General features: G+C 63.9%; 9 protein-coding genes. 7 read left to right on the top strand and 2 right to left on the bottom strand.

Going from position 1 to position 7,158, the window contains the following annotated elements; translation table 11 throughout:
• Positions 1–465: 465 nt before the first annotated feature.
• Together VBE63_RS22910 and VBE63_RS22905 are read left to right on the top strand one after the other, a co-directional pair.
• Positions 466–957 carry a hypothetical protein gene (locus VBE63_RS22910; RefSeq protein ID WP_323685330.1) on the top strand — a complete coding sequence of 164 codons (492 nt, stop codon included), beginning with the start codon at positions 466–468 and terminating at the stop codon, positions 955–957.
• 5 nt (positions 958–962) lie between these two features.
• Positions 963–1,907, top strand: a complete 945-nt coding sequence (locus tag VBE63_RS22905) for an MBL fold metallo-hydrolase (protein ID WP_323685329.1) — start codon at positions 963–965, stop codon at positions 1,905–1,907.
• A 74-nt stretch (positions 1,908–1,981) separates the two neighbouring features.
• On the opposite strand, the gene VBE63_RS22900 is transcribed toward VBE63_RS22905, so the two are convergent.
• Positions 1,982–2,449, bottom strand: a complete 468-nt coding sequence (locus tag VBE63_RS22900; protein WP_323685328.1) for a hypothetical protein — start codon at positions 2,447–2,449, stop codon at positions 1,982–1,984.
• Positions 2,450–2,797: 348 nt separating this feature from the next.
• Here VBE63_RS22900 and VBE63_RS22895 point away from each other — a divergent pair, with 348 nt between their 5' ends.
• Complete coding sequence (locus VBE63_RS22895) at positions 2,798–3,397, top strand: peroxiredoxin-like family protein (RefSeq protein ID WP_323685327.1); 600 nt, start codon at positions 2,798–2,800, stop codon at positions 3,395–3,397.
• A gap of 28 nt (positions 3,398–3,425) precedes the next feature.
• Here VBE63_RS22895 and VBE63_RS22890 read toward each other — a convergent pair whose 3' ends face one another.
• Entirely contained in the window at positions 3,426–3,611 is a 186-nt protein-coding gene (locus tag VBE63_RS22890; protein WP_323685326.1) for an MEKHLA domain-containing protein, read from the bottom strand.
• Positions 3,612–3,740: 129 nt separating this feature from the next.
• Here VBE63_RS22890 and VBE63_RS22885 point away from each other — a divergent pair, with 129 nt between their 5' ends.
• The 4 genes from VBE63_RS22885 to VBE63_RS22870 all read left to right on the top strand — a co-directional run bounded on the left by VBE63_RS22885 (position 3,741) and on the right by VBE63_RS22870 (position 6,719).
• Complete coding sequence (locus VBE63_RS22885; RefSeq protein ID WP_323685325.1) at positions 3,741–3,941, top strand: hypothetical protein; 201 nt, start codon at positions 3,741–3,743, stop codon at positions 3,939–3,941.
• 35 nt (positions 3,942–3,976) lie between these two features.
• On the top strand, positions 3,977–4,219 hold the full coding sequence (locus VBE63_RS22880; protein WP_323685324.1) for a hypothetical protein: 243 nt from the start codon (positions 3,977–3,979) through the stop codon (positions 4,217–4,219).
• A 241-nt stretch (positions 4,220–4,460) separates the two neighbouring features.
• Positions 4,461–5,132: a hypothetical protein gene (locus tag VBE63_RS22875; protein WP_323685323.1), complete on the top strand. Its 672-nt coding sequence runs from the start codon at positions 4,461–4,463 to the stop codon at positions 5,130–5,132.
• Between the two features lie 540 nt (positions 5,133–5,672).
• The gene (locus VBE63_RS22870; protein ID WP_323685322.1) at positions 5,673–6,719 is read left to right on the top strand and encodes a DUF4236 domain-containing protein; all 1,047 of its coding nucleotides are present in this window, start codon (positions 5,673–5,675) and stop codon (positions 6,717–6,719) included.
• Positions 6,720–7,158: the final 439 nt, after the last annotated feature.

Here is a 7,158-nt window from a genome sequence, read left to right as displayed (position 1 = left end):
GAGCAGGCGCCAGGCGCGCTGTCTGGCCTCTGAGTTCATGGCTCGACTCCTGTAGCCGGCTTTAGCGGTCTCTCTGGTGAATCAGCGCACACAGGCGCCGAGTCACCACTGGCGCTGAAGATCACAAGGACGCTAGGCTCGGCTTGAGGCAGCTCAGCGCGTGGGAGCTCAACACGGGTAGTGAGATCGATGTCGGCCGGCATCAGGTGGTCCTCGGGGTCGGGTTGGGATGTGATCCGCTTCCCCCTTTGGACCCGAGCGTCCCGAGATTCCTTTCAGTGCGCAAGCGATGGCCAGCGCTTGATCCACGACCTTCTGAACCGTAGCCGGGCGCGTAGCCAATAGTCCGCTGTCGCCGAGAGCACCACCCACCGTTGGATGGGTGGTGAAAGATAGCCGCCGCCGGGACGGTCCTGAGAACTGATCTGCAGCAAACCCTCGCTGCCGTCTCAGCCGCCATGACCCATGACTCCACCTCAAAACGACGCCATCATCATGCAAGAGACCCCCGATATTGCCGTTTCGTTTCTCAGCCGTTTCCGCGGGACCTTCAGCTCCACCCTGCGCTGGCATCAGCTCGATCAGTTGTGGAGCAGCATTCGCAGCGACGCCGCGGCCGGCTGGTACCTCTATGATCTCGATGAGGCGCCGCCGGCCGAGCCAGCCGAGGCCGCGGCGGTCCAATCCTTCGTGACGGACCTCGACGCGCTACTGCGTCGTGAGCACCGGGAGGACTATTGCGGCATCGTCTATGCTGACGATCTCCAGACCCCGACCTTCATCAAGGTCTACCATCCGCGACGGCTCGGCGTCGCCTGTGGCTTTAGCGATCAGCCCCCCTTGCCGGGCTGGACCATCAGCTTGATGCCACCGCTCGACTTGCACGCTGCGCTGGCACCTCCACCCCCACGACCAACCTGGCTGGGGCGCTTACTGGGCTCAAGCCTGACTGGGTGATATCAATGCGCGAATCAAAACGATGGCGACTCGCCGCACTCTTGTTGATCCTGGCCAGCTTTGGCGCTGGGAGCAGCGGCGCTGCCAATGGCTGTCAGGCACCGATTGCCGTGCAGGTGCTCGGCTCCGGCGGTCCGGAGGCCCAGCAGGAACGCGCCAGTGCGGGCTATCTGCTGTGGCTGGAGGGCAAGGCGCGGGTGCTGGTCGACCTCGGTGGCGGCAGTTTTGCGCGCTACGGTGCCAGCGGCGCGCGCTTCACTGATCTCGATCTGATCGCACTCACGCATCTGCACGCCGATCATGCGACCGATCTGCCGGCGCTGCTGAAGAGCGGCTATTTCAGCCAGCGCAGCCGGGCGTTGCCGATTGCCGGGCCGACCGGTGGCGGTGACTATCCCGATCTCGAGGGCTATCTGCAGGGGCTGTTTGCAGCGCGGACCGGGGCTTTCGGTTACCTCGCGGGCTATCTCGATGGCAGCGATGGGCTGGTCAGGTTGGAACGGCGCACGCTGGAGGCGGACAGCCGCGAGCCGATCCTGGTGCTCGAGACCGATGACTATCGGATCAGAGCCATCGGCGTCACCCATGGCCCGGTCCCGGCGCTGGCCTATCGCATCGACGTGGGCGATCAACGCATCGTCTTCAGCGGGGATCTCAATGGCGATGATCCCTGGTTCGTCGACTTTGCGCACGATGCCGATCTGTTGATCATGGACCATGCCGTGCCGGAGCAGGCGGGAGCGGTCGCCGCACGGCTGCATGCCCTGCCCTCGGAGATCGCCGAGATTGCCAAGGCGGCCGAGGTCAAGCATCTGGTGCTCAGCCATCTGATGCGCCGTTCCGAGCGGGCACTGGATGACAGTCTGGCGCGGATTCACGCTGTCTATCAGGGCGAGCTGAGCGTCGCCTCGGATCTGGACTGCTTCGGGCTCGAGCCGCGGGGCCGATGATGCGCTGACAGGGCTCAGTCCCGGGTCCAGAATGGCGTCTAAGCTGCCGAACGCAGTATCGACGAGCTGCCTTGTTAAACCTCCAAGCGCGGTCCCTGCTCGGCGGCAAAGGCACAGCTGCCCTGCCCGATGCGGATCTCGCCGGACGTTTCGGTCAATCCCTCAGCGTCGACCCAGGCGTCCATCTGCTCGAGTAGCCGCTGCAGGCGCAGTCCAAGCTCGGTGCGGCGAGCGTACGAAAAGCCGGTGACGCGCCAACTGAGCAGCGCATGCGGTCGCCCAGCGCGGCCGAGTGCGGTCATGCGCTGGACTAGGTGCTCGATCAGCGCCTCGTCACCGAGCCGCTCGCGCAGCGCGTTGGCCACCGAGCGATCATCCCAATCGGCCGCCGCCGTCGGGAGCTGATGACGGAGTTCTGCACCGATGAATCGGTACAGCGGCTCGCCAACGACCTGGCCGGTGAGCAGATCCTCGCGGGCCATCTGCCGATAGTCCGGCGTTGGGTCGGAGCCGGTGCGTCGCGCCAACTGCTCGAGGGCCATCGCTTCGGCGCGATGACCACTGGGCGCGAACCCACAGAGCAGGTGATCCAGGATTTCAAGCCTTCGGCGTCGAATCGACTCCGTGGGCTCGAATCGCTAAATCGCCACGCGTGGGGCGGCTGCACCGAAAGCAGGAGCAGGCGCAGACTCAGCAGCGAGAGGACTGACTGGATTGAAAGCCAGACTGAAAGATTGACCCACTCGGTTGAAAGAACTCGGCCACCACACCGGTCTTAAGGGTTCAGCTCGTAGCAACCAACCTTGACTTGCGTGCGCAATCATCAACCAGGCTCGATCCGCTTGCGCAACCATCGCCCTCTGGCTGTCACCCCTTCTCGAGAGACCATCATGCAGAAGCAATCCTTTCCCCTGATCGCACTGATCTCCTCCTCACTGCTCTTGGCGTCAGCCGCGCAAGCCGAGACCGCGAGCGACGCGCCGCTGCCGAGCTATCAACAGGCACTGGACGCCTTTCAGGCGGAACGCGCCAAGACCGGCGGACCCAAGCTCGATGCGGCAGATCGGGCCATCATGCAACGGGCCGCTAAGGATCTGGCCACTGCAATGCCCGAGCCAGGACTGGTGGCCGGCGCTCAGGCACCCGACTTCAGCCTGCCGAACGCCTTCGGCAAACGCGTGCGGCTCTCCGATCTGCTCGCCGAAGGACCGGTGGTGCTGACCTTCTACCGCGGTGCCTGGTGCCCCTACTGCAACCTGCAGCTGCACGCCTTGCAGCAATCCCTGCCCGAGATCGAGGCTCGCGGCGCGCAGCTCGTCGCGGTCACGCCGCAATTGCCGGACAAATCCCGCAAGCAGGTCGAGGACGATGGCTATGCGTTCGAGGTGTTGAGCGACCTGGATGATCATGTGATGCGAGTCTATGACCTCTGCTTCGAGGTCCCTGCCGATCTGCATGAGGTGCAACTCCAGGCGCCTCACGCGGGATAGGCAAGGTTGGCAACGACCTTGTTGTCTGTCATCCCAGTGGGGTTAATCGCAGCAGCGCAAAGGTCGCCGCCTGCCCCGCCGGGCGACCCTGCGCATCGGTCAGGTTCCACACGCTGGCCTGCTCAATCATGAAGCGGCGCCCGGACGCGGAGACGCGCACGCCGCGGTAGTCATCGATGAAGCCACGTTCAGCGACCGCCGCCGCATCACTCATTAGGCACGCGGTGTCGCGTCGTCATCATCATATGGGTCCCTGCGAGGATCCGGACGATCTCGGTCAGCACAGAACCGTCTCCAGCCGCACCGAGGCCAAAGGCTTCGCTCATCTCTGAGACTGAACCCCATGCCCATCGACAATCCCCGATCTGCCGAGCATCAACTGTTCAACACCGGCACCCTGGTCCCGTTTCGTGTGCTCGATACGCAGACGGAGATCACCCCGGACAAGGAAAACCTCTTCGTGCGCGTCGAGCTTAACCCTGGGGGCGCTGATCGCCAAAAGGCGAAAGCCCTTTATACTGGCAGGATGCCCGGTCTTGGGTAGACCGCGCTTGGGCAAGCATTGAGGGGCACGTCACGATGACAGATGAGCAGACCGGTCACCAGCACCACTGGACAGCGACCCTGCGCGCGGCCGTGGCGATGGGCGCTGCCGACGGCGTGGCCACCGTGTTCAGCACGCTGCTGTGGCAGGACGGCGAGCGGATCAGCGTTCGCGCGCGGGCCTTTCTCGAGCAATTCGCACCGAGCTACTTCGCCGAGGAGGATCTGAGCGAGGCCATGCTCGAGGATCGCTTGCGCATGGATATGTTCAACGCATAGGTGCGAGATGACACGAAAAGCATCATCGAAGAAGGCTGCAAGCCCCGGACGCGGACCGCTCGCACGCAAGGTGATCGCCTCGGCCCGGCAACACCTTGAGCAGAAGGTCGTCGATCTCGCTGCCTGGAGAGCGGGCAAACTCCGCGCTGCAGACGACCAGCGGAGCGTGATCTCCAGGGCGGGACTCGCAGACTGCGACCCGCTCCATGGTCTATACGCCTATGCACAGAATCAACTGTCGGTGTTGATCGAACAGATGATGGAGCTGCCGGCGCTGGGTAAGTTGGCGGATGCCTATGCCTGGGCACAGGAGGAATATCTGCCCTCGGGTCCACCGATGAGTCCGCTGACGACCTCGTATTTTACCTGCTGGGGATTCTTCGATTTGTGCACGTCCGGTGCAAAGAAAGAGACCTTGGCCACGATCGCGACGGATTTTTCTGCGTTTCAACAGGTTGATGAGGGATTAATCACCCTGTACGAGACGATGCAGGCCTCCAGGATGGGGGTCTATCGGCACGAGGGAGCGACGGGCCGGTTGATCGTCCTGCGGGAACTGATCACCAATGAAGAGATAACCGCGTTACCGGCCAGCGGCTATACCGGAACGGCGGGTGAGCTCTGGCTCGCGCGCCTGATGCCACCCCCATTCGACCGGGCGATGTTCGATTATTCGGTGGTCTTTACCACGCCTTATGTCCTTGGAAAGCCTGGTCCGGGGCGAGCGTTCATCGCCGCCACTGAGGCGGACTGGCTCGACTACCTGCGGAGGAATCTCGCCAAGACACGCCAGGAGACCGAAGCCCTGGCCTATCGCAACCACCGGCATGACGTGATTTTTCTGGAGGGTTTTCCGGATCTCGCGGCGAGTTTACCGCAGGCAAAGGAGGCACAGGAGCGATTCGGCAGGTAACCAAGCGCTGCCGTTCGCCGCAGGCGTTGATCCTGCTACGGCGCGAGCCTGACTATTGATTGTGGACACATGAAGGGGTTCCTACCACCTTTCTTGCCGTAAAAATGACGGCTCGGGTAGGACAAAGACAAGTCGACACCATCAGCCTGACGCACTGCTAAGGCCTGCTCCGATATCGCATAGTGGTCAGCCGCTAAGGTGTCCTTGGCGATCATGTTGTTCAGAAGGTAGGGCGAGAGTCGGGCCTTGGGATAGCGAATCGATGGCGGATTGTTGCGATCCTGCTTAGTCATTCGATGAGCATAGCAGCGCTCCGCTGGGGCTGCTATGCAGAAGCCGGGCGCCGCTTCGGCATCCGCTGCCGCCCTCGAAGGAGGCGCGCCACATCCCCACTGTCGGGTGAGCGCGCGAACAACGCGAACCTGTGCCGCGTTTTCCGTCGGCACCGCGCTTGAGCGGCGGGTCTGTGCCATGATCGCCGCCTGTTCCGACAGCTCGCCCTGTCATCGGCGACACAGACCCTCGACAAGGAGGCCTTGCATGAGTTTTCGTTTTTGGCGACGTGTTCAGCTGTTTCCAGGTGTGAGCCTGAATCTCAGCAAATCCGGGGCCTCGCTTTCGCTGGGTCCACGCGGGGCCAAGTACACCATTGGACCGCGGGGCACCCGCGCCACGGTGGGGCTGCCCGGCTCCGGGCTGTTCTATACGGTGCAGAACCCGGGTCGAGGCAGCCGGACCAGCCAGCGCCCTGCGCACTCCGCACCGCCGGTGACCCCCGAGATCCCGGTCCAGGACCGGCTCTCGCTCGGCTTCTTCCAGCGCCTGGTGACCCCGGCCGATGAGCGCGCCTTCGTCGATGGGCTGCGTGCGCTGCACAGCGGCGACGAGACCGAGGCCCTGGCGCAGTTCGAAGCCGCCCCCGAGCAGGCCGATGCCTGCTGGACCGCCGGTCTGCTGCGCCTCAAGCGCGAGGAGCTGGAGGTGGCTCAGGGCCACTTGCAGAGCGCCCTGCAGCACAGCGCGACGTTGGGTCAGCTCTACGCCAAGTACCAGATCAACGCCACCACCAGCTTCTCGGTCACCCCCGAGGTCACCGCCCACATCGGCCCGCGCGAGCGTGGCACCCGGTTGGCCCTGGCCGAGTTGCACCAGCTGCGTGATGAGCATGCCCTGGCAGCGGAGCATCTGCGTCTGATCCTGGCCGAGACCCCCGATGATGTGGTGGTCAAGGCGGCCTGGGCGGAATTGCTGCTGGATGCTGATCCGGTACCACGCGCGCAGGCGGATCAGGTGGTACAGCTGAGCGCGGGGCTCGAGAACGAGACGCCGGTGCATGCGGCCCTGCTGCTCTACAAAGCCCGCGCACTGCGCGCGCTGGGTCTGGAGGAGGTGGCCGTGAGCACCCTCACCCAGGCCTATCGGCGCAAGAAGGATCGGCCCGAGGCGCTGCTACGCCAGATCCGCTATGAGCGGGCGCTGGCGTATGCGGCAGTGGGGCGGCGCGGTGAGAGCCGCCGGGAGTTGTCGGCGATCTATGCGGAAGATCCGGGGTTTGAGGATGTGGCGGTGCGCTTGGGGGCGCGATGAGCGCACGTGGTCGTGCGAAGCGAACGTTGCGGCTGTCGGTTCTGCGATGAGGCTTGTTGCGGCGCTGGCCGTGTCGAGACCGCGGTTGGCGAGGTTGGATCGAGCAGGCTATCGCTGCGATCGTCGCGCGGTTGCGATCGGGCTCTTACTTGGGTTGGTCCTCAGCGGACTACCATCACTTTGCGCAGCGACTGAGACTTGGGTCGATGCGCCCGCAGCTGACAGAGCGGCGCACAGGGCACACGCTGACGAACGCTTATCGCCAGCCCTGACCGTTAACATAAGGACGTTTGTAACCATTCACAGGGCTAAAACCTGCCACCGCGGCACGCCCAGCGACTTGAGCCCACGCTGAGGCACAGCGATTTCCGTGCACAGGAGCCTGGCCGAGACGAAGCGCGATGATGAACCCTGATCAGGATCGCGTCGAGCGATTAGC

It is taken from the genome of Lamprobacter sp. (genome assembly GCF_034860625.1).
Lineage (GTDB): Bacteria > Pseudomonadota > Gammaproteobacteria > Chromatiales > Chromatiaceae > Lamprobacter.
Note: the sequence above shows the minus strand (reverse complement) of the source record. Positions and strands in the feature narration are given on the sequence as shown.